The following is a 23,281-nucleotide window of genomic DNA, read 5'->3' as shown; positions in this document are numbered from 1 at the left end:
TTCTAATTTACGAATCTGCTAATTGTCAAATTAGTAATCAAATTCTACTTCTGCTATTTTTTTATCGATAGCATCCAGCTTCTCTTGCTGCAATACTTTCTTATACTCAATCGGTGTGACTTTGATGAACTTGTCGACTTCCACATCCCAATTGTCCAGAATACGCTTAGCCAACGGACTATTCGTCTGGTTATAGTGGTTAGTAATCAGGCCTTTCAATTCGCGGTTGTCGTACATATCCTCTATGAGTGTCAGTTCGACCATCTGCATATTGCAGAAATAATCGAAATCCCCATCCGGATTATACACATAAGCTACACCGCCACTCATCCCCGCAGCAAAGTTCCGTCCTGTTGTTCCTAACACAACTGTCCGTCCTCCTGTCATATATTCGCAGCAATGGTCGCCTGCGCCTTCCACCACGGCAATAGCACCACTATTACGCACACAGAAACGCTCTCCTACCCGCCCGTTGATATATACTTCTCCTCCTGTAGCGCCATATAGCAAGGTATTTCCTGCAATAATATTCGCTTCCGGCTTGAAGTTGGATATAATAGGCGGAACGATAATTATCTTACCTCCCGACAAGCCTTTTCCTACATAGTCATTAGCATCCCCTTCGAGACGGAAAGTCACCCCATGCGCCAGAAATCCGCCAAAGCTCTGCCCTGCCGAACCTTGGAATGTACATTGTATCGTATCGGTCGGTAACCCTTTTTCTCCGTATAGTTTGGCTATCTCGCCCGAAAGCATCGCACCCACGGTACGGTCCGTGTTTTTTATGAGGCGTGTCAACTCCACCGGCATAGCCTTTTCTATTGCCATCTTAGAGGTTTTGATTAACTCTTTATCCAAGATACCATCCAATTTGTGCTCTTGGTCTTTTACATGATGAATAGCATTTTCTTTAGCTTCTTTCGGGAAGTAAATCAAACGGGATAGATCCATCTTCTTCAACTTCTCATTGGCATCGCTCTTCATATATTTCAGCATATCGGCACGTCCAACGATGTCGTCCAACGACTTAACACCTAAAGCTGCCAGATATTCCCGAACTTCTTCTGCTAAGAAATGGAAATAGTTGACCAGATACTCACTGCGCCCGATAAACTTCTTCCGCAATTCTTCATTTTGCGTGGCAACTCCTACGGGACAGGTATTCAGATGGCATTTACGCATCATAATACAGCCCAATACAATCAGCGCACTCGTCGCAAAACCGTATTCTTCTGCACCAAGCATAGCGGCTACAATAATATCGTGTCCTGTTTTCAGCTGTCCGTCCGTTTGAAGGTAAACTTGTCCGCGAAGGTTATTCAGGACAAGGGTTTGTTGCACTTCCGCCAAACCGATTTCCAACGGAAGACCTGCATGCTTGATTGAGCTTGCCGGACTTGCACCCGTACCTCCTTCGCAACCACTGATGATAATACGGTCGGCTTTCGCTTTGGCCACTCCCGCCGCAACAGTCCCTACCCCGCTTTCGGAAACAAGTTTCACGCTTATTTCGGCAGCAGGATTTACGTTTTTAAGGTCGAATATCAACTGTGCCAAATCTTCGATAGAATAAATATCGTGATGTGGCGGCGGCGAAATCAACGAGATACCCGGTATGGAATGACGCGTTTGTGCGATAATCTTATCCACTTTGAAGCCCGGAAGCTGTCCGCCTTCGCCCGGTTTAGCCCCTTGCGCTATTTTTATTTGTATCTCATCTGCATTGACGAGATATTCAGTCGTTACCCCGAAACGCCCCGAAGCCACCTGTTTGATTTTGGAACGGGCATCCGTAGAGAATCGTTCTGCCAATTCGCCACCCTCACCGGTATTGCTTTTACCACCAATGGCATTCATGGCAATAGCCATTGCTTCGTGTGCTTCGCGACTAATCGAACCGAACGACATAGCCCCTGTCACAAAGCGTTTGGTAATGCTTTCGACAGATTCTACTTCGGATATATCAATCGGATTTTTCGACAAATCGAAATCCAGAAAATCGCGTAGGAATATCTTTTCCGGCTTTTTGTCTATGCTTTCGGTATATTCTTTAAACTTCTTGTAGCTTCCTAAACGGGTAGCCATCTGCAATTTGGTAATCGTATCAGGATTCCATGCATGCTTTTCGCCATTGCGGCGCCAGGCATATACCCCCTGACTAACCAGCCGGGGATCGTCGAAATCTTCTTCAAAGGCGTCATAATATGCCTCGATAGTATCGCTGGCAATATCGCCCAAGTCAATACCTTCGATTTTAGAAGTAGTACCCTTGAAATATTTATCTATCACGTTGGTGCTGATTCCGATAGCCTCGAATTGTTGCGCGCCTATATAGCTTTTCAGTGTTGAGATACCCATCTTCGAGAAGGTCTTCAACAAACCTTTATTGATAGACTTTACATAATTCTTCATCGCTGTATGGAAGTCGAGCTGAATATATCCTTCTTTCACCAAATCTTCGATTACAGCCAGTGCCAGATATGGATTGACAGCATTCGCACCATAACCGAACAACAATGCAAAATGCATCACTTCGCGTGGTTCGGCAGATTCTACAATGATGTCGATTTGCATACGTTTGCGGCGGTCGACCAGATAGTGATGTACAGCCGAAACAGCCAATAAAGAAGGGATAGCAACATGCTCTTTATCCACTCCCCTGTCTGATATGACGATGTAGTTACTGCCGTTGTCGACGGCTTCTTCTGCTTTTTTGCATAGTTCGTCAATTGCTTGCTCCAAGCCTTCGGCTCCTTTCTTCGGGTCGAAAAGCATGGATATTACTTCGGCCTTAAATCCTTTATAACCCAAATGTACCAATAAATCCAGCTCCCTGTTGGACAGGAAAGGATTGGATAAACCGACCATCTTACAATGTTCGGGCATCGGTTCGAGGATATTTTTGTGCAACGAACCGATATATCCCGCCAAAGACATCACCAACTCCTCGCGAATCGGGTCTATAGGCGGATTGGTCACCTGCGCAAACAACTGACGGAAATAGTTGAATAAGCGTTGTGGTTTTTCCGACAAGATGGCCACAGGCGTATCGTTCCCCATCGAAGCTGTCGGTTCTTTACCTTCGGCAGCCATCGGCAGGATAATACGTTCTATATCTTCTTTGTAGTAGCCGAATGTTTTCAGCAACTTGGTATAATTCCCTACATTGTATTTGGTTGTACGACCCGAAGAAACATCATCTAACGAAATACGGTTTTTAGCCAGCCATTCGCGGTATGGAAACGCTTTTGCCAGATTCTCTTTCAATTCGGCATCGTATTGTATTGTCCCCTCCTCGGTATCCACCATCAGCATCTTGCCCGGTCTCAAACGACCTTTCTCTTTGATTTCGGACGGTTCGAAAGGCAATACACCGATTTCGGAAGCAACTACCATAACGTCGTTATTTGTCATCAGATAACGTGCCGGACGCAAACCATTCCTATCCAGCAAACCGCCTGCATAACGTCCGTCGGTAAAGAGAATAGTTGCAGGGCCATCCCAAGGCTCCATCAATATGCTATGGTATTCGTAAAATGCCTTCAAATCGGTCGATATCGGGTTTTTATCGTTCCACGATTCCGGCACCATCATAGCTAAAGCATGCGGCAGTGATTTGCCTGACATCACCAGAAATTCCAATACATTATCGAACGAAGCACTGTCGCTCATCGATGGCTGGATTATCGGCCATATATTGTCAATTTTACCCAATTGGTCAGACTTCAAAACACTTTCGCGGGCTTCCATCCAGAGGCGGTTTCCCTTGATGGTATTGATTTCACCATTATGAGCCACCATGCGGAACGGATGCGCCAAATCCCATGTGGGGAATGTATTGGTACTGAAACGTGAGTGAACCAATGCAATGGCACTCGTCAGATTGGGATGCAGTAAATCGGGAAAGTAGTGGCGAAGCTGTTCGGACGACAACATTCCTTTGTACACAATGCGTTTGGTGGACAAGCTGACAATATAGAATGCTTTCTTTGTGTCCGAAGAGAAAACTTTGGATTGCACGATTTCGCGTTCTATCTTCTTGCGGAGAATGTATAATCTATGCTCCAGTTCGTCCTGAGACATCCCTTCTTCACCTACCACGAATAGTTGCTTGATATCCGGCTCTTTCGCCAACGCCATTTCGCCCAAGATATCACTATTGACAGGCACATCGCGGACTGCCAGCAATTTCAGGCTCTCCTTATCGATATATTCTGAAAGCACTTTCATGCACGACTCCGCTTCTTTTTCCCCTTTCGGAAGAAAGACAAGCCCTGTTCCATAATAACCTTTTTCGGGTACGGCAATCCCTTGCAACAATATGAATTCATGCGGAATCTGAATCATGATTCCTGCACCGTCTCCGGTTTTGTTATCGGCATTTTCCGCCCCGCGATGCATCATATTTTCCAGTACGCGAAGCCCGTTTTCGACAATTGCATGCGATTTGGCTCCTTTCATGTGCAAGACCATACCCACCCCACAAGCATCGTGCTCGTAAGCGGGGTCGTATAATCCATATTGTGCTGCTGATTTTAAATCTTGCATATTCTTCAGTTGATAAGTTGTATGATATCTTTATTTACTACCTTTAGCTTTTATAGATTACAAAGATAAAGTTTTTTGTTTTAAAAAATTTCTTTTTGTCATAAAAATCAACTAATATTTGATTAAAAAATATTTTATAAATGAAAAATAATCAAAAAGTCAGTTTTGATTCATTCTATATAATTATACAAAAAGCTTCAAAATCAAACAAAAAGACGTATTTTTACGTTTCATTACTAATAAGACCAATATATAACCATTAAAAAAAGATATCAGAAAATGCAAAGTATCAACGCGCTGAATAAGAATCTACGGTTAGGCGCCGATCCCGACAACTTCGATTTTTAACGAATAGCCTACCAAATAAAGAACCCTGCCTGATCACTGGAATCAAGGCAGGGTTTACTTTTATATCAACGGATTTTACTTTTTCTTCTTCTGGTTTTTCATTTGCTGTTGCTGCATGCGCTGTGCTTCTTCCAAGCGAGCCATAAAACCTGATTTCTTTTTAGGTTTAGCTTTGTTCGCCTCCAATTTGGCTAATAGCTTCTTCTCGTCTACAAAGTAGCGGAAACTGATAGTCAGCAAGATGGTGATAAGCAACGACAAGAAATAATAGTATGTCAATCCTGATGGATAATCATTCAGCACAAAGAGGAAGATAACCGGCATCAGATACATCATCCATTTCATACCCGGCATTTGCGAACCGGTATCGGTCATCTGCATATTAAATTTCGTGTAAATAACATTCGTCACGGTCATCAGTATACAGAACAAACTAATGTGTGTGCCTATCAGCGGAATACTTGTCCCCCACTCTATGATAGCATCATAGGTAGACAAATCTGTCGCCCACAGGAAGCTTTGCTGACGTAGTTCTATCGCCGACGGGAAAAACTGGAACAAGGCAATAAGCAACGGCATCTGTGCCAGCATCGGAATACATCCGCTCATCGGATTAACTCCCGCCTTTCGATACAGTGCCATAGTAGCCTGTTGTTTCTCCATCGCCTGCTCCTGCTTAGGATATTTAGCAGCCAATTCTTCTACCTGCGGTCGAAGGACACGCATTTTGGCAGACGACATAAAAGATTTATAAGTCAATGGCGAAACCAGCAGTTTAACTATAATCGTCAACAAGAGAATTACAAGCCCCATAGACAAGCCCGTAGAGCCTAATAAGTTGAAGATAGGAATTACAAAGTATTTGTTTACAATACGGAATAGCGACCAACCCAAATACACCAGTTTGTCCAAATCTAATTGCTGGCTGGCATCTTTTATGCCATCGTCATAGCTTTGAAGATTCGAGAACTGCAATGGTCCTAAATAATAACGGAATCCGGCTTTCAATGTATTGCTGTTAGCATTATAAACCACAGGAGCATACATTTTGGCGGCATATGTTTTCAGATATTTATCGCTATTAAGCAATATTTTAGATTCTACATCTATTTCTTTGAATTGGTTGTCGGCAATCAACACCGTTGCGAAAAACTGGTCTTTGAAAGCAACCCATTTCGTTGGTGCTTCTGTAACTGTTTTTCGTTCATTTTTATCTGCTTCCAGTTCGGCAACATCGTCCCCTTGGAATTTATATATCAACTTAGAATGACGCTGTTCGTTCTCGCGGCTCTTTTCCTGACGGCGTTGGTCTTGTGCCCAATACATTTCGAGGTAATCTACCGTTTCGCGGTAAAGCATTTCTTCCATGCCGACTAAGGCTACATCGAATTTCATCATATAATCGTCAGCAGACAAAGTATATACGAAATCGACATATTGATCGGCAGAGTGAGCATAGCGCATGGTAATGGATTGCTTGTCACCATCTTGCAGATAGATAGGTGTAAACAACAAGGCATCAGTCGTTATGGCTCTGCCACTACGATTGCGGAGTAGCAAAGCAAACTTCGCATCCTTCTCGAACAAGGTAAGCGGAAGTGAATCGTTATCGAAACGGTGATAATCTTTCAGCTTCGCCGATAGCATCTGACCTCCCAAAGTGGTGAAGTCTATCTTTATTTTCTCGTTTTCGAGGGTTATTATTTGAGGAGCAGCCTCTTCGTGGAGTGATTCTCCGGCATTCACGGCTGTCCTTGGAGTTCCGAAAAATTGCTCGGCAAGAGTCAATTGTTTAGGTTCGGTAGTGGGGGCATCAGCATCGGCTGTAGTAGGAGCCGGAGTATTAGCCTTTTCGGGTTCTGTTGGTGCCGGTTGCTCTGTTGTATTATCCTGAATCCTTACATCTTCGATAGTCGACGATATAGGCGGCTGTTGTTCTTTATCTTCCTTTTTACTACTGAAATAGGTGAATCCGATAACCACAGCTGCTATCAAGACAAACATTAAAATGTTATTCTTATTCATTCTTTACGTATTGAATTATCTGTTGTTCTTTATTCTGGTTGTTTATTATCTACTACAGCTTTTACAAAACTCAGGAATAAAGGGTTCGGCGAAACGACCGTACTGTTATACTCAGGATGGAACTGCACTCCCAGATACCATTTCTTGTCCGGAACTTCAACCACTTCAACCAATCCTGTATCGGGATTGATTCCGGTCGATTTCATGCCATGCTTTTCGAAATCCTGCTTATAATCGTTATTGAATTCGAAACGATGACGGTGGCGTTCTTCTATCTGGTCTTGCTTGTATGCTTTATATACCAGCGAATCTTTTGCCAGATCGCACTTATATGCACCCAAACGCATTGTTCCGCCCATATTGGTAATATTTTTCTGCTCTTCCATCAAATCTATTACCTTGAATGGTGTATGCGGATTCATTTCGGTAGAATTGGCATCTTCCAATCCCAATACGTTACGGGCATATTCAATGACCATGCATTGCATTCCAAGACAAATACCGAGTGTAGGTATATCCTTTTCGCGGGCGAATTTCAACGCTTTGAACTTCCCTTCGATTCCTCGTTGTCCAAATCCCGGAGCAATAACTATGCCATCCATCGAAGAAAGGAAAGATTCGACATTCTCATCTGTCAATTTTTCCGATTGGATAAATTGCAAATCGAGTTTACGGTTGTTATAAGTAGCTGCCTGAAGCAGTGATTCGTTAATTGATTTATAGGCATCCGGCAACTCTACATACTTGCCAACCAAGCCGATACGCACTGTTCCGGTCGCATTCTTCTTCATATCCAAGAAATCGCGCCAGTTTTGCATGACAGGCTTATCTTCGATTGGCATATTCAGTTTGCGCAATACGATTTCGTCCATATTTTGCGCTTGCATCATCAACGGCACCTCGTATATGGTAGAAACATCGACAGACTGAACAACGGCATCCGGCTCGACATTACAGAACAAGGCCACCTTGCGGAGTATATCCTTATTCAACGGATGTTCAGTGCGGAGTACCAATATATCTGGTTGAATACCTTCGGATTGCAATTCTTTCACCGAGTGCTGTGTCGGTTTGGTTTTCACCTCTTGAGCTGCTGCAATATACGGCACATAAGTCAAATGCACACAGAGACAGTTCTTTCCGAGCTCCCAGCGCAATTGGCGTACACTCTCGATATAAGGCAGCGATTCGATGTCGCCGACTGTCCCGCCGATTTCGGTAATCACAAAGTCGTAATCGTATTTGGTGCCGAGTTGCTTGATATTGCATTTTATTTCGTCCGTAATATGTGGCACAATTTGTACGGTCTTGCCCAGATAATCGCCGCGACGCTCTTTGTTTATCACATTCTGATAGATACGCCCGGTCGTTATATTATTATCTTTATGGGTAGGTGCATTCAGAAAACGCTCGTAGTGCCCCAAATCGAGGTCAGCCTCGTGCCCGTCGACCGTCACATAGCATTCGCCATGTTCGTAGGGGTTGAGTGTTCCCGGATCGACATTGATATACGGGTCGAGCTTCTGAATGGTAACTTTATATCCGCGGGCTTGTAGTAATTTACCCAGCGATGCAGCGATGATTCCCTTTCCTAATGAAGAAATCACACCACCTGTAACAAAAATGTACTTTGTATTAGCCACTTTATTCCGATTTATAATAGTCATAAATATTGAAAGCACAAAAGTATAAAAAAATATCCATACTTTGGGCAGCCAAAAGAGGTATATCACTTCTAAATTAGAATTTATTACCAATCACCCTTTAGCTACAAAAAAGAGATGGACAAAAAGCCCATCTCTATATTATAAAACATATAAAATCCAATTTGTTATTTCGCTTTAAAGAGCCATCTTGTTCCCACAAGCAGCATATGCATATCTTTGTTATGCAAATCGTTGAACTCCCCTTGATAGTTCATATTTTGATAAGCATAAGCCGCATGGAAACGTAAGTCTTTCACATACTTATTGGTGAAAGGATAGTATTCTACCACCGCCTGAACGCCTAATGATTCGTAGGCATTGCTGCCGAAATCCTTGTCGTGGCGTTGATTCCATGTCCCTTTGATAAATGGCCGCCACTTGCCGAAATTGTATTTAAAATTCAATGCCAGCGATTGGTCGCGCACATATCTCGCTCCCAGATTTTCGTCATCTACGTCAGCCCCATAATCCATATCCCTGTTGCCGAGATAGTAGTCTAACTCTGTCGTAAACTTACTGATATTAAGCTGCGTACCAAGTGTAAACCAGTGATAGAATTTCCCTTTGTTATGCTGGAACGCTCCATATCCCCAACGGGTTTTAAGCACATTGTTAAACAAAGCGCCTTCCCACAAAGCATTAATGGCCAAAGCTTTATTCTTATATTTTTCGCTTGCAAATTGTGGAGCATCCGAATTAACCACCTGCAGGTTCATTGTCTGCCCTTTGAAACGGTATGCCACATTGACACCCGTTTTATAGGCATCCAAATCGTTGAAAGCCATCGTCGGCAAATAAATATCGGCGGGATTATAATCATACTCGAATGTACCGAATTGCACCGATTGTTTACCGGCGGTGATTGTCCAGTCCTTACCCAAGTCAAATGCCAGCCATGCCTGGTCGGTTGCACCCGAATAACCTTCGCGCAGAGGCGTTTGAGGTTTATTCAGCCGATGCCTCACCCGATAGCGAATGCCCGGAATAATCTCCCCTACCAACCATATCTTGAAGGTTTGCCCTTCGAAACTAAGTTCGTCCAGATCGCTGTTATTCATCGTTCCCTGCATATCGACACGGGTGTCGATCATAATATTCAGCATTTCATCATCCCATATCAGTTTTTCCAAGATATTCTCGGAATCCTTATGTTGTGCAAAAGCGCCCAAAGAGAGGAATGATAAAGCCCCTATAATTAAAAATAACTTTTTCATAACTCATGTTTTTTTAGATGAAAAGGCGAACAATTAATATTCCGAGAACATACGTTGTATTTCCTTGTAATCGGTTGTCTTTGTCAAAGCAAGCATCAACAAGACGCGCGATCTGTACGGATTATTGAACCACGATGCCGAGAAGTTCAGCTTGTCGTCGTCTACTTCATCCCATTGAGCCGTAGGGCCTGTCATGATGCGTGACGAACGCACAACAGCTATTTTGTGATGCTTCACAGCCTTTTCCAATGCATTCTGCATGTCGGTTGTGATATTACCATTCCCTACACCGGCCGTAACAATGCCCTTCACATGCGCTTTGACGGCAGCATCGACAAATAGGGATGTAGCATTGGAATAGCTAAGGATAATTTCTACCCTTGGCAATTTATCTAATTTTGTAACATCAAACTCCGAATTAACCGTATGCCGTTTCATCGGTTGGCGCGAATAGATAGGTTTACCATTATAAACGATACCCAGTTCGCCATAATTAGGATTCTGGAATGTCCCTACACTCAACGTATTTGTTTTTGCCAAATCGTCAGCTCCGAGGATTTTGTCATCCATCACTACCATAACGCCTTTTCCTACCGATTCGGGAGCTACTGCCGTAGCCACTGCATTATAAATATTACGAGGCCCGTCGGCACTGATAGCCGTAGATGGACGCATGGAACCTACCAAAATAACAGGCTTGTTATATTTCACTGTCAGGTTCAGAAAATAGGCTGTTTCTTCCTGTGTATCTGTCCCGTGTGTGATAACGATAGCATCGGCATTGTTGGCTGCAAACAATTCGTTGATACGTTTTGCCAGTTTCAGCCATACTTCATCATTCATATCCTGGCTACCGATATTGGCAACCTGTTCGGCCTGTATATTAGCTATATCCTTGATTTCGGGCACTGCACTCAATAATTGGTCGACAGTGATAGAACCGGCTTTGTAACCTGCTGCCACCTCTGTAGCTCCCTGTCCGGCAATGGTACCACCCGTTGCCAACACATACACAGTCGGCTTACGTTGTCCGCTTTGTGCGTTTACGGTAATGCTCATAGCGAGAGCCATTACGAATAAGCCGAATACTTTGAATAATCTCTTTGTTTCCATAATTCATGTATAATTATATTGTTTTTATTTCTTTTTTGTACTCTCCCATGCTTCCAGATATTCATTCATGGTTTCGTGCAGGGTTTTACCTATAGTCATATAATCTTCGTCTTCCAGATTGGCGAGCGAAACACGAACAGACCATTCCGGCGCTGCAAATCCGCTACCGTTCAACAACACAATCGAAGACTTTTCGGCCAGACGGAATACCATATCTACCGGTTCGAAGTTCTTCTTCAGGAAATCCATAAACTCCTCACCGTAGTTCTTGAGCGCCCATTCCTGTATATCGATAACACAATAATAGGCCGCGCGGTCTATGTCAGGGTATATAGGGAAATCCATTCCTTCCATCAATAGCTCGTATCGCTTCCTTATGAGGCGCATACAATCCTGTTTATACTTATTCTCTTTATCGAGGAGCGCAAATGAAGCAAACAGAAGCATTTGTATCTGTTGCGGAGTAGACAATCCCGCTGTATGGTTCAGAGCCACCTGACGGCTATCGGCTACCAGACGGTCGATAAATTTGAGCTTCTCGGGGTGAAGCGTCAGGCTTTCATACAACCTTGCAAGGCGTTCTTTCTCTTTCTCGGGGATAGCAGAAAGCATATCGTCGTAGATGTTATCTTCGTACAGCGCAATAACGCCCAAGCGCCAGCCTGTAGCACCGAAATATTTGGAGAATGAATACACACACAAGGTATTGCGCGGCAATTCGTTCATCAATGAATTGAAACCGTCGACGAAAGTGCCATACACATCGTCTGTCAGAATCATCAAGTTCGGATTCAGATTCTTCACCACCTTAATCAGGTATTTGCGGCTATGGTCGGACATTTCGACCGACGTAGGATTGCTCGGGTTGGTGATAAAGAATGCTTTGATAGACTTGTCGCCTAATTTATCCAATTCTTCATCGGGATACTGAAAGGTAGGATTACCTGCCGCATCCCTTTCGGAACCATGCACATATACTACTTTGAAATTGTATCGCTCCAAATGAGGAATCTCGAGATAAGGAGTAAATGCCGGAACTCCCAAAGCGATTTTATCTCCTTTCTTCAAGAGGCAGTTCTCCATCAGCGAGTCGAACATATAACACATCGCAGCAGTTCCTCCTTCAACAGCAAACAAATCGTATCTGCCGCTGCGTTGCGGCTTGTTTTGGCACATTTCCTGTATAAGATAGTCGTGTACAACCTTTTCAGTCTGCTTCAACATCCGGTCAGGGCTTGGATATTGGTCTCCGGCAATACCTTCGGCCAATTCGAATACCCAGCCATCCGGGTCGAAGCCATGTTTTTTAACACCATATTCGAAGACACCTTTCAGCAGATCTATTCCGCCAAGGTGTGTATTCTTCTTCAAGAACTCCTCGAAACGCTTGGCTATACCTGCTTTTTGCGGTATGCCACCGATACCCGTAGGCTTATCCATCGGGCGTTTACATTCGGCCACAGCAAATTGCCCTAACGTGAAAAAGGCTTCGCGGGGAACGGTTGCCGTCCAGTTGGGATTACCACGCCCGGCATTCAACATGGCACGTGTAGATCTTGTCTTCTGGTCAGAAGCCAATGCTATAAGATTATCTTTCAGTTCGAAAGGACTTAATTGCTCTAATTCTTGTTCGCGTTTGCGCGACGTTTTCAATTTATCAATATCCATGATTTCCTGTATTTATTATAATATTCTAATTAACTCATAAGTAACACAATCACTACCCCCCAGATAATAAGGAGTGTATTGCCTACCGCGTATGTTGTTGTATAGGAGAGAGCCGGAACTTTGCTCTGCAATGAATCTTCCAGTGCGCCCAAAGCAGCTGTTGTAGTACGTGATCCGGCACATGCCCCGAGTGTAATGGCGGGATGGAATTTAAAGACAAAGCGTCCGAGCAGGATACCTATCAGCATAGGTACTAAGCTGACGAAGATACCGGCAATAAAGAGGCTGACTCCTGCCGCTTTCAGTCCCGCAATAAAATCTGGCCCTGCGGAAATACCGACCACTGCAATAAAAACATTCAATCCCAGATTGTTCATCAGCCAGATAGCCGGTTCGGGAATAGCTCCGAAAGTCGGGCGACGCGAGCGGAACCATCCGAAGATGATACCCATAATCAGTACACCGCCACTGGCACTCAGGCTGAGCGGCACATTGCCTGTATGGAGAGTCAGAGAACCCAATATTCCTCCTAAGAAGATACCCGCACCTACATAAAGTAAATCTGTTATATTCGTAGGACGCTCGGCATAACCTAAGTAGACAGCAAAGCGGTCGACGTCTGTTTTGCGGCCTTCTACTTCAACAATATCACCCCGTTGAAGTGTAACTTCCTTTAACAATGGTAAAGTTGCTTTTCCCCGGTGTACTTTTCTGATAATTACGCCGTGACGTTCCTTTTTCAGCTTCAATTCACCCAAAGACATACCATCTACGGCTTTGTTGGCTACGATAACCCTCAAAGCTTCCGAACTGAAATCGAGCAGTTCCACGTCGGCAACTTCTTCTCCGATAAAATTTTCGTCTGCTATCAGCGTATCAATCGGGCCGTTGAGAACAATATTATCCCCTTTGTTGATTTTGGTATCCAACTGCGGATCGGAGACTATTTCGCCTGTGCTTTTGCATCTGATACGCTCCACATATACCGGCCAGCCTTTCACGACAAGCATCTCTTCCACTTCCTGAACGGTGCGTTCCTGATTGAAGAAGTCGCTGGTCGCTTTTATTACCCTGAAGGTAGTGCCGTCGTAGGCAGCTTCTTCGCTGGCATCGGCCTCATGTATAGAGCCTCCTAATGTGGCTTCATATTCTTTCGTTTGTTTTACGACATCTTTCCCCAATAGTTTAGGGCCGACCGAAGCCAAGAACCAGGCCGTTCCGGCAGTACCGAAAATATAGGTAACAGCATAAGCCACAGGAATCTGGTTGATCATCTGCGTCTTCGTTGCGGCATCCATATCCAGCTGATTGATGGTATCGGTAGCAACACCGATCACAGCCGAAATAGTGTTTCCTCCGGCTAATAAACCTGCTGCGTTACCTATATCGAATCCTGCTATCAGAGCAGCTACCCAAGCTACGAGCAGACAGGCAATACACACCAATGCGGCAAAAGCTATTTGCGGAAGGCCGTCTTTTTTCAATCCACGAACGAATTGAGGACCAACGCTATAGCCTACGGCAAACAGGAAGATGAGAAAAAATGTTGATTTTACTGTGGGTGAGATGACAATGTCTAATTGTCCGACAAGTACTCCTACGAGCAATACGCCTGTCACAGGCCCTAATCCAAAACCTTTGATTTTGATCTGGCCTATGGCAAATCCGACAGCTAACGTCAGAAATATAGCCAATTCGGGAGAAGCCTGTAACGTTTTTAATATCCAATCCATAAACTTGTTGTATTATTGTTATACACTTTGGTTACTTAATACAACAAGTCGAAATGTATTTTGTTTTTAAAAGGAATGGATATTATTCATCAGGAGAATCTATTACGTTATTCTCTAAAAACCAAATAAACGGAAATAATTAACAGGACAAAGGCTAAAAAATGATTCCATTTAAGTGCCTCGTTCTTAAAAAGTAGCGTACTAAACAAGACGAACACCACTAATGTGATAACTTCCTGAATCACTTTTAGTTGAATAAGCGAGAATGGGCCGCTGTTTCCTTGAAAGCCTATCCTATTCGCAGGGACTTGGAAGCAATATTCGAAAAAAGCAATCCCCCAGCTGATTGCAATGATACCAATCAGGGGCAAAGCGGAAAACCACGAGTATTCTTTGAATTTGAGATGCCCATACCAGGCAAATGTCATAAAGATGTTGGATGCTACTAACAGTAGAATCGTATATAAGCCCTTCATACCGATGATGCAATATTAACTTTCTAATATTTCCAACTGCGTCAGAATATCTTCGCGGGTGACAGGATAAGGCTTGTCATGTACAATGGAATCATACACGGCATCGAAAAGCGGCAGATAACTACCTCTTATCGAAGGCACAAGCGAATCCATACGCTTATCATCCTTATCCATTAAGGTCAAAACGCCCTCCTCCCCTGCCGGCTCGATCCCGAAAGCAGGATCGCCCAGTTTCATTCCGCTTTGGAGTTGTGCTTCCTGCGAATCTACCCTATCCTTTATGTAGCTTCCTTGCCTTGCGTGCAACACAAACGCTTTCTGCGGATTGGCAACAAGCAGACTGGAACAAACCGTAACATTCAGATCATCGGGATAGGATAATTGAATAAAGAAATAGTCGTCGACTTGGGTATTTTCGCGATTCTTCCCTAACACTTTGCGATAGGATAACGGCTTACCGAAAAGACTGATCACCTGATCGAGCATATGCGGAGCCAAATCATATATCAGCCCACTGGCAGGCATTGCCGTCTCTTTAAAGTCTTTGGCACCTATGGCACTGCGGTATCTGTCGTAGCGGATATGCAGTTCGTTCAGTTTGCCGAGTTGCCCGCTTTCGATTACTTTTTTGATGGAAAGGAAATCGCTGTCCCAACGGCGATTCTGATAAAAGAATATCTTTTTGCCTACCTTATCGGCTAAATCGAACAATTCCTGCGCCTGCTTTACGGTAGGCGTGAAAGGCTTTTCGACCAGAACATGCTTGCCCTTTTTCAAAGCCGCTTCTACATGCTCGTAATGAAGATAATTAGGCGTATTGACAACAACCAAGCCGATGGATTCGTCATTGAGCAGTTCGTCTATCGAATCGTAACTTATCAAAGAAGGATAGTCTTTTTGCGCCTTCTTGGTGGTACGTTCCGTTATGGCATATAGGTTGAAGCCTGCATGTTTATCAAAAAACGGCGCATGGAATATCTTTCCCGACATGCCGTATGCTAAAAGTCCTACATTAATTTTCATAGCTGTTATTTTTCTGTTACCGGGTATAATCCGTATTTATAGAACCGATATGCTTCGTCTATGATTTCCGGTGTATCGGCATCGAGCAAAAGAAGCACCTCTTTCATAAACTCGAGATAACCTGTTCCGTTTGCCGTAACGATATTCTTATCGGCAACAGCCTGCCGTTCGATATAACCGGCTTCGTTCGTATAATTATCTCCTGCGTATTGTTTCAGATATTCGACGGTATTGCTCGTATGCTTCACATTATTCAGGAAGCCATGACAACCCAGGAATACCGAAGCATTGCAGATGCCTCCGACTATTTTGCCTTCCCTTATCGCTTTTTCTACGATAGGCACAAGTTGCTTCGCTTCTTCTGTAAACCAGGACATTCCACCGATTAATATTAATGCTGTGTAGTCTTGAGGGAACGAGTTTATATCATAATCCGCCATTACCCTGAATCCGGTGATAGACATTAGCGGTTCTTTTGTTACAGACATCGTTTTCACGGCATATTTAATAGGATTTCCGGGTTTTACACCTGCACGTAACGAGGTGCCAAGAAATGAACCTTCCCACTCGGCAAATTCGTTGAGTATGACAAATATGACTTCTTTCTTCATTGATATTATTATTTTAGTTCTATGGTTCTGATTGTATTCCAGTCTATGCTTTCGATGGCTTGTGACAAGTCCATCCAGTTGAAATCGCGCAACATCTTTTCGAATTTCGGATAAGCTCCTTTTATTCCGTAATAGGATTTGAATTTGCGCATGGCCGACAGGTGATTAAAACGAGGCTGCTCGTAATCGAAGTCGCGCATGTGCAGATAAGTCATGTTATAATCGAGCTTCTTCATTTCCTTTTTTATATACCAATACGGAAACAAACGGAAATACCCTCCCCCACCGAAAACCAATTGTTTGCCCAATAGCTTTCCTGTGCTGATAGGAAATTCGCGAAGCTGATGCCCTTTATAGTTTAGTATTGCCGGAGTAGCCTCGCCAAAAGATGGGAAGCCACCGAAGCTACGGGTGGTAGGAAATATGGAACAATCGTTCTCAATACCATTTTTAGCCAATACTTCGAATGCCCAAAGGGAATCTTCGGAAATACTGAATGCGGGAGCACGGAACGAGGTTATCTTTTCGCCTGTCACTTGCTCTATGCTGTCTTTGGATACCCTTAAATCCTCGTCGAACGATTCGGGCGTCATCTCACGCACAAAGAAATGCTTATCGCTGTGGCATGCCAGTTCGTGTCCGCGTTGCTGTATCCGTTTCAACACATCGGGATAAGTACGGGCAATCCATCCCAAGCAGAAAAAGGTTGCTTTGGTCTGGTGTTTGTCTAATATATCCAGTATGCGGGGCAAATATTCGTCGATACGCGGCGGATAATCGAGCCACGTCTCCTCCGAAGAGAAAATATCGAAATGATACCACTCTTCGATGTCAAACGAAAGGATATTGAGTTGTTTTGTTTTCATATAGTGTCCAAATCAATTAGTTGGAGGAAAATATCTTCTTTTTTAATCGCAGGTATTTCACCTGTCAAATCCCTGAATACCAAGTTAAACGGAGGGCGTTTGACAAAAGACGGTATATTTATGTACCATCCTTTCTTTGTTTCAGCACCCAAACCGATATACAGGTTATAAGGGCGGAAGCCGATACCGGACGAAGCAATATGCGCGACAGCATCAGGTAAAGGATTCTTCGACAGGGTTTTGAAGAAATAGGATATAGGTGTCGAGATGAATTTTCTGGTAAAGTGATATTTATTATCAGGATTCTGCAATCGCCAGTGCATTTGGTTTTCGTCCCACGTTTTGTAGCAATTAAAAGCTTTGTCGGAATAAATATTCTTTCCGACGCCCAATTTGACCGTCAGTGGAGAAATGAGATAAAAGCCGAAGTATTTGAGGAAAGCATGCGAGCTGTTGGCGTTAGGGACGGCAATCATAAAGTCGTAGCCGTTTGCTTGGGCATATTCAATCGTCTTTTCGCCCAGAAGGGTAAACAGCTTCTTGCCCCGATAATTCTCGTTGGTAGAGACATTGATACACAACAAACCTTTGCGCTCCTTCCCGAAAAGATTCATATCGATGGGCAATCCTGCGAAATGAGATATTATTTTCCCGTTATCGTAGGCATTATACCCACGCATTTGCCCCAACGGATTCTGTGTATATTGCCACCGCACAAAATCGAGGGTAAATTTCTTGTTCTTAGGAAAAGATTCTTGCAGAAATGCGGTAATTTCTTTCAACGATTCTTCATCTACAGTTATTTCTTTCAGCGCATAATCCATAAATCTTCTGTCAGCGATTAATTGTTTGTCAAAAGTAAGCATTTTTCAGTTTATTTATTGATATTTGCATATATGAGTTTAAAAACAATATACACAATTATTCTATTCTTGTCCATTACTACTTTTGCTTATGGGCAAACCAATAAGGATATATCCCTGAATGGTATATGGATTCCTGAAAATATCGAATGGGAGCGAATCCCATGTGATGATGGAGAGAATTTCACCTTTGGTTGTTTCGAAACATTTTATATAACCGACAGCGCTTTTATGGCTATCAGTACATCCAACACATTGCTTCCAAAATGTGACTCTATCTTATTCTACACAGAACACGGCTTCTATAAAATGAGAGGAAATATAGCAAACATAAAAAACGATTCGTTATTTCTTGAATATAAAGTCTATGACGAAAGGATTGTCAAAATGCCCGGGACAGATACTATAATCCCCAATAAGATTTACAAGGATTTCATTATTTACTCACCTCCGTCTTCATTTCTATATAAAGGCGAAAAATATATCCGCACGAATAAATTTGTACCCAAAAGTCAACTAAAAATAAAAAGTTTTTTCAAAGAGAGCCTAAAACCGTGACATAGGGTTGTCACTGTGCCATCCTATTTTTGTTCCCGATAATCATTTATTAATAATCTAAATCGAACAAAACGATGAAATTGAAAGTACATTTAGTATTCCCGGGAACATGTGAAGAAGCATCTAATTTTTATTGCCAGACATTGAAGGGTGAAGTAGGATTCCTATTCCGAAAAGAAGAAGAAAAAATAGCGGGGCTGGCCGAAGAAGACAAAGGTAAAATCGGCTACATAGAGATAAAAACGCCTCACTTCGTGATAGCCGGAGAGGATGCCAATCATAACGAGAAAGTAACAGCAGGGAATAACAATAAGTTAGTCTTATCATTCGATGATTTACAGGAATGTAAGCGGGTATTCGATGCTTTTGCCGAAAACGGAACAATCACAATGCCTTTTGTAAAAACATTTTTCACCGAGGGTATAGGTGAAGTGACCGACAAGTATGGCATTCCGTGGATTATCATGATGTCGGACGATGATTATGAAGGATAATTTATAGTAAAAAGGTTAGCAGGATAAAAGCTGCTAACCTTATCTTTGTCGTATCAATCTCTAAAACAATGAACAGGATAGACCGTCTTTCCGCCATACTGACCATGCTGCAATCGTATACGATGGTGAAGCCCAAACAAATTACGGAGCGCTTCGGCATCGGCATCCGCACCGTTTACCGGGATATTCGAGCACTGGAAGAAGCAGGAATCCCTATATCGGGCGATTCTAAGGCAGGCTATTCTTTGGTCGAAGGCTACAAATTACCTCCGCTTATGTTCACACAGGAAGAAGCATTTGCCTTTCTGGCAGCCGAAAAGTTGGTAGACAACTTTACCGACTCTGGCATACGGGCAAGCTACAAATCGGGCGTGGATAAGATAAGAGCTGTGATGAACGTATCCGAAAAGGATATCATTATTGATATGAATAAGAATATCGGAATATTCGATTCTCATCCTCCTACTACTGCCGACGCATACAATTATCTGCATATCCTGATGAACAGTATAGCCGCCTGCAATAAGGTGGAACTGACCTATCATGCCTATAGCAGTAACGAAACGACTATAAGGATGGTAGAACCTGTCGGCATTTTTTTCTCTATGTCCAATTGGTATTTAGTCGCCTTCTGTAACTATCGGGAAGAATACAGGACTTTCAGAATATCGCGCATAAAAGATATTAAGCAGACAGACCTCCCTATCGATAAAAAGCATCCTCCGCTCGATTCTTTTTTAAAGAGCTTGGAAGAAGAAACCGAACTGATGGAAGTCATCGTGGAAGTGAACAAAGCCGATCTACCTATAATAGACGATAGCAAATACTATCAGGGATTAGTCTTGGAAAAGGCACATAAAGACGGAGATGTTGTCGAGCTGCATTTTATGGTATTCTCGCCCGAACGTTTTGCCCGATGGTATCTGTCGTATATGGATATTGCTAAAATAAAGTCGCCGGAGCAATTATCGCAGATTGTAAATGAAATACTGAATAAAAAGAAGGTATAGCCCTACTCTATCAATCCTTCGGGCAGGCTTACGCGTAGGATTTTCTTAGCTGAATCCATTTGTGTAATAAATTCTTCAACTGCCGGAATCAGGTATTCTTCGTCTCCGCCCTCTACAACAAACAGCGTATTGATAGTCGCCGTATCGACGGAAGTGATTGTACCTAATTGCCCTTTTGTCTTATCCACCACCGTGAATCCGATAAAATAATTCCACGAATCCTCGGGATGTATATCTTCTTCGGCAACATACGAACGGGGAAAATAAACGTCCAACCCCGAAAAACGCTGGGCTTTCTCTTCCGAATCGACGTCTTCGAATGTGATTAAGGCTGTCTCTTTTCCTTTGAAGCGGTATTCCTCTATAAAGAATGGGACGAAGATGCCATCTATCTGGCAGACCAAATAAGGACAATCGACGCGGTCGAAAACGTCGTTCTCAAAAGAAAAAGCAATCTCTCCTTTCACCCCGTGAGGCTTAGTGAATTTACCTATTTTGAAAACTTCGCTTTCCCGAATCATCGTTATTTTTTCTTTTTCTTCTGATTATTGTTATTGCTGCGCTGGATAAGCATATCTTTCATATCCGGCAGCTTGATATCCGTACCGCGCAAATCGACTTTGTGGTTAGACAATTCGTACAAATCATATACGATTTTTTCGTCGTCCACCTCTTTGTTCCATTGCATATACGATTTTTTCATGTGGGTAAGCACCAACCAAAGGAACTGTTCGCGCTCCTCCGGCGTTTGAATCTCTCCGTCAGAAAGTATCTGAATCATCCTTTCGAGGTTTTTACCATAGTGGCGATAATGCATCGTCGGATGGCTGTAATCCAACTTTCCGGGTTTAGAATAGAGTTCCTCCTTCTTGATTATTTCGTACGGATAGTCTATATCCAACTGGAAATCGGACATAATAGCCAGATGATCCCATAAGATATGCTTGAAATCGTTCACATCGCGCAGATGCGGAAAAAGATTTCCCATAATATTGATAATAGCATGCGCGCAATGCGTACGCTCCTCACGGTCTTTTAGTGTCAGGCAATAATCGACCATATTTTGTATATTCCTGCCGTACTCGGGCAATGCAAGTTTTTTTAACTGCGTATTATATTCCATTGTTTTTTTGAGCCTGTTTTGTTATTCTTAATTATTTTCCTTATTCTCCGGTGCTGAAAGTATTTTCCTGTATTCGTCGGGATTAGCCAATACTTCGAGTGCCTTCTTCACCGCGCTATCCCTGCGCAAAGATACAATATATTGTCCTTTCTGGTAATAGTAGCGCTTAGCGATTTCTTCATTTATCTGTGCTACAATATCTTCCTTGAAGATTTCGAGATCGCGTTCCAAATCAGGTTTCAGCATAGCTTCCAATGCTTTGAATTCAGCCTCGGCCGTTTTCATATAACCTTCGAATTCCATTACTTCTTTCAACGATTGCATGCTCTTTTCGCTCATACGGTCATATTCGAAGTCTTTGGATTTCACAAAAGCTTTGAAATCTTCGTAATCGGCATCCGTAATCGTAAATTCTTTTGCCGGAGCGATAGTTTTATGCTTTAGCATCCAGTTGCTTACCCAATCGAAGACAATAAACTGATTTTCGAGGTAATAGCAGATCGTCACTACTTTTTCTTCACCCAACGTGATATCCGGCGTTACGCCTCCCCCATCGCGCACAGGACGTCCTATCTCCGTATGGAAAACGGTAGTCAGGCTGTCGGGCGTACGGGCAACGCTGCCATCGGCATTACGGTGCGAATAGTCGATCGCCTGCACACATCGTCCGCTCGGGATGTAATATTTCGATGTTGTCAGTTTAAAGCTGCTGTTATAGGGTAATTCGCGCGGTGATTGTACCAATCCTTTTCCGAATGTGCGTTCGCCGATAAGCACCGCCCTGTCCATATCCTGCAACGATCCGGCCAGAATCTCGGAAGCCGAAGCCGAGTTTTTATCCACTAATACGACAAGCGGGATATCCATATCGATTGGTTCCAAGGTTGTACGATAGGTACGATCCCATTGTTTCAGCTTTCCTTTGGTCGAAAGTACGACTTTTCCTTTTGGCACGAACATATTCACAATCTGTACCGCATCTTCAAGCACCCCACCGCCATTGGAACGGACATCGAATACCAAAGAGGTAATACCCTCTTTTTTCATGCTCATAAAAGCTTCTTTTACTTCGGCAGCACTTTTATTCGTGAAAGTCGTCAGGTTGATATATCCTACCCCATCGGCAACAATGCCATAATATGGAATAATATCCATCGATATTTTTTCGCGGGTAACTTTGAATGTCAGCGGTTTCTTTTCTCCAAGACGTTCAACTTTTATGGTAATAGTTGTACCCGGCTGTCCTTTCAGGTGCGAACTTACATAATTACTCAATGAGCGGCCATACGTTTCGCCTTCTACCTTCTCGGTTTTTGTCATATCTACGCCATCAATGGCAAGGATAATATCACCAGCCTTTATCCCGGCTTTTGCAGCAGGCTTACCTTCAAATGGCTCGCTGAATATGATTCTATCATCCTTATACAAAATACCCGCCCCTACGCCGGCATATTCGCCCGTAGTCATTGTGGTAAACTGTTTGGTGGCCTCTTCGTCGTAATATTCGGTATATGGATCGAGCGTATACAGCATATTATCGATACCCGCTTTCACCGTCTTTTGCAAATCGATGGAATCCACATAAAACATATCCAACTCGCGAAGCAATGTATTGAATATGTCAATGTTTTTATTGATTTCGAAATAGCGTTCCTGCTCTTTATTCTTTTCTTCCTGCGCATTCAGCGTCGTTATACCGGCAAAGAGTAAAACAAAAACGGCAGAAAAAACCAGTTTTATTTTCATGTAAAATGATATATTTTGTTGTTTGTTCAATATTCCAAGTTGCAAAGGAAACATTTTTTATTGTTATATCCTGCCTAAAAGTGCGAAAAAACGTAAAAACCACCGAACAATGACGATGAATCACAAATTATTTTATCTATATTTTTATAGTTACGA

General features: G+C 43.0%; 18 protein-coding genes. 3 read left to right on the top strand and 15 right to left on the bottom strand.

From position 1 onward, the window contains the following. Nucleotides 1-30: 30 nt before the first annotated feature. The 12 genes from gltB to D0T66_RS00765 all read right to left on the bottom strand — a co-directional run bounded on the left by gltB (nt 31) and on the right by D0T66_RS00765 (nt 18,197). On the bottom strand, nt 31-4,548 hold the full coding sequence (gltB, locus tag D0T66_RS00820; protein WP_163355133.1) for a glutamate synthase large subunit: 4,518 nt from the start codon (nt 4,546-4,548) through the stop codon (nt 31-33). 423 nt (nt 4,549-4,971) lie between these two features. Beyond that, nucleotides 4,972-6,921, bottom strand: a complete 1,950-nt coding sequence (yidC, locus tag D0T66_RS00815) for a membrane protein insertase YidC (RefSeq protein WP_163355132.1) — start codon at nt 6,919-6,921, stop codon at nt 4,972-4,974. Nucleotides 6,922-6,950: 29 nt separating this feature from the next. Next, nucleotides 6,951-8,564, bottom strand: a complete 1,614-nt coding sequence (locus tag D0T66_RS00810; protein WP_163355131.1) for a CTP synthase — start codon at nt 8,562-8,564, stop codon at nt 6,951-6,953. Nucleotides 8,565-8,752: 188 nt separating this feature from the next. Beyond that, on the bottom strand, nt 8,753-9,841 hold the full coding sequence (locus tag D0T66_RS00805; protein WP_163355130.1) for a porin: 1,089 nt from the start codon (nt 9,839-9,841) through the stop codon (nt 8,753-8,755). Nucleotides 9,842-9,874: 33 nt separating this feature from the next. Continuing rightward, a complete protein-coding gene (locus D0T66_RS00800; RefSeq protein ID WP_163355129.1) occupies nt 9,875-10,954 on the bottom strand; it encodes a type II asparaginase in 1,080 nt (359 codons plus the stop codon). A gap of 24 nt (nt 10,955-10,978) precedes the next feature. Then, a complete protein-coding gene (gene aspD / locus D0T66_RS00795; RefSeq protein ID WP_163355128.1) occupies nt 10,979-12,622 on the bottom strand; it encodes an aspartate 4-decarboxylase in 1,644 nt (547 codons plus the stop codon). 29 nt (nt 12,623-12,651) lie between these two features. Beyond that, nucleotides 12,652-14,355, bottom strand: coding sequence for an aspartate-alanine antiporter (gene aspT, locus D0T66_RS00790; protein WP_163355127.1), 1,704 nt, complete (start codon nt 14,353-14,355; stop codon nt 12,652-12,654). A gap of 107 nt (nt 14,356-14,462) precedes the next feature. After that, complete coding sequence (locus tag D0T66_RS00785; protein WP_163355126.1) at nt 14,463-14,831, bottom strand: DMT family protein; 369 nt, start codon at nt 14,829-14,831, stop codon at nt 14,463-14,465. A gap of 15 nt (nt 14,832-14,846) precedes the next feature. Further along, nucleotides 14,847-15,854 (bottom strand): Gfo/Idh/MocA family oxidoreductase, encoded by a 1,008-nt coding sequence (locus D0T66_RS00780; protein ID WP_185154799.1) that lies wholly within the window; start codon nt 15,852-15,854, stop codon nt 14,847-14,849. Nucleotides 15,855-15,859: 5 nt separating this feature from the next. Beyond that, nucleotides 15,860-16,465: a type 1 glutamine amidotransferase family protein gene (locus D0T66_RS00775; protein WP_163355125.1), complete on the bottom strand. Its 606-nt coding sequence runs from the start codon at nt 16,463-16,465 to the stop codon at nt 15,860-15,862. An 8-nt stretch (nt 16,466-16,473) separates the two neighbouring features. Next, nucleotides 16,474-17,331, bottom strand: coding sequence for a polysaccharide deacetylase family protein (locus D0T66_RS00770; protein ID WP_163355124.1), 858 nt, complete (start codon nt 17,329-17,331; stop codon nt 16,474-16,476). Then, nucleotides 17,328-18,197, bottom strand: a complete 870-nt coding sequence (locus D0T66_RS00765; RefSeq protein ID WP_163355123.1) for a GNAT family N-acetyltransferase — start codon at nt 18,195-18,197, stop codon at nt 17,328-17,330. Before D0T66_RS00765 ends, D0T66_RS00770 begins: the two co-directional genes overlap by 4 nt. Nucleotides 18,198-18,227: 30 nt before the next feature. On the opposite strand from D0T66_RS00765, the gene D0T66_RS00760 reads away from it, so the two are divergent. The 3 genes from D0T66_RS00760 to D0T66_RS00750 all read left to right on the top strand — a co-directional run bounded on the left by D0T66_RS00760 (nt 18,228) and on the right by D0T66_RS00750 (nt 20,256). Beyond that, nucleotides 18,228-18,752, top strand: coding sequence for a hypothetical protein (locus tag D0T66_RS00760; RefSeq protein WP_163355122.1), 525 nt, complete (start codon nt 18,228-18,230; stop codon nt 18,750-18,752). 74 nt (nt 18,753-18,826) lie between these two features. Continuing rightward, nucleotides 18,827-19,246 (top strand): VOC family protein, encoded by a 420-nt coding sequence (locus D0T66_RS00755; RefSeq protein ID WP_163355121.1) that lies wholly within the window; start codon nt 18,827-18,829, stop codon nt 19,244-19,246. 68 nt (nt 19,247-19,314) lie between these two features. Beyond that, nucleotides 19,315-20,256 (top strand): YafY family protein, encoded by a 942-nt coding sequence (locus tag D0T66_RS00750; RefSeq protein WP_163355120.1) that lies wholly within the window; start codon nt 19,315-19,317, stop codon nt 20,254-20,256. A 2-nt stretch (nt 20,257-20,258) separates the two neighbouring features. Here the strand turns inward: D0T66_RS00750 and rimM are convergent, their stop codons facing one another. The 3 genes from rimM to D0T66_RS00735 are packed head-to-tail and all read right to left on the bottom strand — an operon-like array spanning nt 20,259 to nt 23,125. Continuing rightward, complete coding sequence (gene rimM / locus D0T66_RS00745; protein ID WP_163355119.1) at nt 20,259-20,777, bottom strand: ribosome maturation factor RimM; 519 nt, start codon at nt 20,775-20,777, stop codon at nt 20,259-20,261. 2 nt (nt 20,778-20,779) lie between these two features. Next, nucleotides 20,780-21,379 (bottom strand): DUF4290 domain-containing protein, encoded by a 600-nt coding sequence (locus tag D0T66_RS00740; RefSeq protein WP_163355118.1) that lies wholly within the window; start codon nt 21,377-21,379, stop codon nt 20,780-20,782. 27 nt (nt 21,380-21,406) lie between these two features. Further along, a complete protein-coding gene (locus D0T66_RS00735) occupies nt 21,407-23,125 on the bottom strand; it encodes a S41 family peptidase (protein WP_163355117.1) in 1,719 nt (572 codons plus the stop codon). Nucleotides 23,126-23,281: the final 156 nt, after the last annotated feature.

This window comes from Dysgonomonas sp. 25 (assembly GCF_010501075.1).
GTDB lineage: Bacteria > Bacteroidota > Bacteroidia > Bacteroidales > Dysgonomonadaceae > Dysgonomonas.
This window is presented reverse-complemented; position numbering and strand designations above follow the sequence as displayed.

What these genes read in the sequence shown, in the direction of transcription:
- gltB (WP_163355133.1), bottom strand. Translation starts at nt 4,548, where the DNA reads ATGCAAGATTTAAAATCAGCAGCACAATATGGATTATACGACCCCGCT.
- yidC (WP_163355132.1), bottom strand. Translation starts at nt 6,921, where the DNA reads ATGAATAAGAATAACATTTTAATGTTTGTCTTGATAGCAGCTGTGGTT.
- D0T66_RS00805 (WP_163355130.1), bottom strand. Translation starts at nt 9,841, where the DNA reads ATGAAAAAGTTATTTTTAATTATAGGGGCTTTATCATTCCTCTCTTTG.
- D0T66_RS00800 (WP_163355129.1), bottom strand. Translation starts at nt 10,954, where the DNA reads ATGGAAACAAAGAGATTATTCAAAGTATTCGGCTTATTCGTAATGGCT.
- aspD (WP_163355128.1), bottom strand. Translation starts at nt 12,622, where the DNA reads ATGGATATTGATAAATTGAAAACGTCGCGCAAACGCGAACAAGAATTA.
- aspT (WP_163355127.1), bottom strand. Translation starts at nt 14,355, where the DNA reads ATGGATTGGATATTAAAAACGTTACAGGCTTCTCCCGAATTGGCTATA.
- D0T66_RS00785 (WP_163355126.1), bottom strand. Translation starts at nt 14,831, where the DNA reads ATGAAGGGCTTATATACGATTCTACTGTTAGTAGCATCCAACATCTTT.
- D0T66_RS00780 (WP_185154799.1), bottom strand. Translation starts at nt 15,854, where the DNA reads ATGAAAATTAATGTAGGACTTTTAGCATACGGCATGTCGGGAAAGATA.
- D0T66_RS00775 (WP_163355125.1), bottom strand. Translation starts at nt 16,465, where the DNA reads ATGAAGAAAGAAGTCATATTTGTCATACTCAACGAATTTGCCGAGTGG.
- D0T66_RS00770 (WP_163355124.1), bottom strand. Translation starts at nt 17,331, where the DNA reads ATGAAAACAAAACAACTCAATATCCTTTCGTTTGACATCGAAGAGTGG.
- D0T66_RS00765 (WP_163355123.1), bottom strand. Translation starts at nt 18,197, where the DNA reads ATGCTTACTTTTGACAAACAATTAATCGCTGACAGAAGATTTATGGAT.
- D0T66_RS00760 (WP_163355122.1), top strand. Translation starts at nt 18,228, where the DNA reads ATGAGTTTAAAAACAATATACACAATTATTCTATTCTTGTCCATTACT.
- D0T66_RS00755 (WP_163355121.1), top strand. Translation starts at nt 18,827, where the DNA reads ATGAAATTGAAAGTACATTTAGTATTCCCGGGAACATGTGAAGAAGCA.
- D0T66_RS00750 (WP_163355120.1), top strand. Translation starts at nt 19,315, where the DNA reads ATGAACAGGATAGACCGTCTTTCCGCCATACTGACCATGCTGCAATCG.
- rimM (WP_163355119.1), bottom strand. Translation starts at nt 20,777, where the DNA reads ATGATTCGGGAAAGCGAAGTTTTCAAAATAGGTAAATTCACTAAGCCT.
- D0T66_RS00740 (WP_163355118.1), bottom strand. Translation starts at nt 21,379, where the DNA reads ATGGAATATAATACGCAGTTAAAAAAACTTGCATTGCCCGAGTACGGC.
- D0T66_RS00735 (WP_163355117.1), bottom strand. Translation starts at nt 23,125, where the DNA reads ATGAAAATAAAACTGGTTTTTTCTGCCGTTTTTGTTTTACTCTTTGCC.